At 44.8% G+C, this 2,662-nt stretch carries 1 protein-coding gene; it reads right to left on the reverse strand.

Going from position 1 to position 2,662, the window contains the following annotated elements:
• Window positions 1-137 precede the first annotated feature (137 nt).
• Window positions 138-2,662 (reverse strand): DNA methyltransferase (locus Q1V74_RS06990; RefSeq protein WP_300647661.1); only part of this gene is annotated, 2,525 nt, incomplete at its 5' end.

Below are 2,662 nucleotides of genomic sequence, written 5' to 3' on the forward strand. Positions count from 1 at the left end.
GGGGCTTTGAGCAACAGATATTGTGCATTTCTGTATTCAAAAGCACGAGCCTGCATTTCACGCATGCCCATTTCATTAAGGTTGGCGCTTTTGCCAGTTTGTTTGTAATTGACGGTCAATAAATTAGCCATTACGACTTACCCCCCTTTTTTCTTTTTTGTGGACTTACTGGCCTTTTCTGCCGCAATTAACTTTTCATAGCGAGCAAATAAATGCTCCAAGCGTTCGGAAGCATCGCGGAATGGCTTCTCTCTATACAAGGCTTCTACGGCACGGTCTAAGTTTTTGTGCGCCTGTAATAAAGGCTCGGGCATGGTGTCGGGATCATAAAGCTGCGCTAAGGTCTTATCTGGGTAATCCTCACGGATAAGTAAAACCTCTTCAGCTAAAGACTCAATGTGCTTACGCTTGGGCTCGGTCACGTCTGGCCAAGGGAACGTGTTATAGACCAAGGTGGCTGAGTAGCGGTAACGACTTTCTAATCGTCCAGCTACGGTACGCATCCAGTCCATATGCATTTCAGAGGTGAGGATACCGAACTCGTAGAGGGTGGCGTTGGGGATTATTAAGTTAGCGTTACTTGCTATCACATCAGAACTTAGAAATCCTAATGGGACATAATCACGTCTCTCGGAAGAATGACATGGCACTAGGATGTAAGATGAAGGATTTTTTAGATCTCGGAACTGATGAGGCCGCTCTGCCAGCTTACGTGCTCCAGCGTCACGACTAGCTAATCTTGTTGCTCTAACAGCCTCTACCCGCTGTTGTACCAATGGCATGGCCTCAATTTCTTCTTGTGTAGCCTCAACTAACCATAAACACCACCGCTCTTTACCATTAATAAACTCTTGAGCTCCTAGCAAGCGCTTAATCCATTTAGCAGCTTGAGGCTCACTCACTAACAACTGATCCTTTTCAGCTGTGGTTAACAATAAGTGACCACCATCCACGGGCTTATTGCCGTACACCATCTCAGACACTTGGCAAATAGGCTTACCTCGACTCGATACTAGCGTATCCCCGCCCTCTAATAGATACGGACTAATGTTTTTCGCCTCTACCTTAAATGTCACCTCGTCTTTACCCACACGGAATAAAGTTTTTTCTTTTATGTCCGTGGAATTTGCTACACCTATTACTACTACATGAACTGCTGCATTTTGCTTGGCTTGGTTTTTCCAAGCAAAGGTAGGGTATGCAAATCGAATAGCTAAGTTTTTTTCTAAAATACGTGGCCATAACATTGCCACCTGCTCGCCCTGACAAATGGAGTTGGTGGCGACTAATGCAAATTGAGCCTGTTTATCCTGAATATATTGCGCTGCCTTCCAAAACCAACACGCTACAAAATCCAGCATCCCAAACGATTTAAAGCCAGTAAAAACAGAATCCATATCCTCATTCTGTTCTTTGCTTCTGCCACCACTACCCAAGAAAGGCGGATTGCCACAAATATAAACCTCCCGCTCTTCGCCCTGCTCGTCAACTGGTGGGCAAACCTCTTCCCAATCTAAACGTAAACTGTTTCCACAAACCACGTTGCCACCATCTCGCAAAGGTAATGCAGGCTCAGCATAACCAAACTTTGCCTTAAATTCGGTATTCATTTGGTGCTCTGCTAGCCAAAGTGATAAGGTGGCAATCTCGCAAGCAAAGTCGTCTATTTCGATGCCGTAAAACTGGCTCAGCTTAATGCCAGAGTAATACATCACTGTTTGCTGACTGGCGGCATTGAGCGCATCAATGATCTGCATTTCAAGGCGACGTAACTCTTTATAGGCAATAATCAAAAAGTTACCTGAACCACATGCAGGGTCAAAAATACTCAACTTTTGTAAGCGCACGAGCAATGCTTTGAGCTTTTTCTCGTTGCCTTTGGCTTTGTCTAACTCGGCATAAAGGTCATCAAGAAATAACGGCTGGATGACTTTCATAATGTTAGACACAGAGGTGTAGTGCTGGCCTAGATTGCTCCGCTGTTCTTCATCGATCACGGCTTGAAACATGGAGCCAAAAATATCGGGGTTGATTTCAGACCAGTTTAAACGCGCACAGTCCAACAAAATACGACGTGCTTTGCGGCTAAACTCGGGGATGGGCTCATCGTCAACGAACAATCCACCATTGACATATTTAAACGCCTGAAAATGAGCAGGTAGTTTTTTACGCTCTGGTGCGTCTTCCTCTAGATTCAATACCGAAAATAGATCTGTAAAAAACTGGTCTAAGTCGGAACCGTCCTCTTTGGTATAGGATTGCAGCGCATACGTCAACTGCCCTTCCTCAAAAATCCCTGTATCCTCTGCATAAAAGCAAAATAAAAGGCGCGTCAGAAATACATTTAATGCATGAATGTCTTCGCTATTGGTTAATTCATTACGCTCACGAATTAAATCAAACAGCCGCCCCATTTTTTCAGAGGCCTTTAGGTCTGCGGGGTGCTCAGAATACATCACGGCTTTTTCATAACCAGCTAAGGGTAAGAAAAAGCCATAATGCTTATCTAGTTCGTGAATTTCAATGTCTAATCGCTCTTCCGCCTTCAGATCAACAGCCAATAGGTTTTTGAAGTCTGTCACTAGCACAAAACGGATGTCATTGCGTGCGACCACGCTGCTCTCGGACAACGCGTCTAGCTGAGCACTCAGGTCTTCACCCT

Source organism: Paenalcaligenes sp. (assembly GCF_030152715.1).
In the GTDB taxonomy this organism is placed as follows: domain Bacteria; phylum Pseudomonadota; class Gammaproteobacteria; order Burkholderiales; family Burkholderiaceae_B; genus Paenalcaligenes; species Paenalcaligenes hermetiae.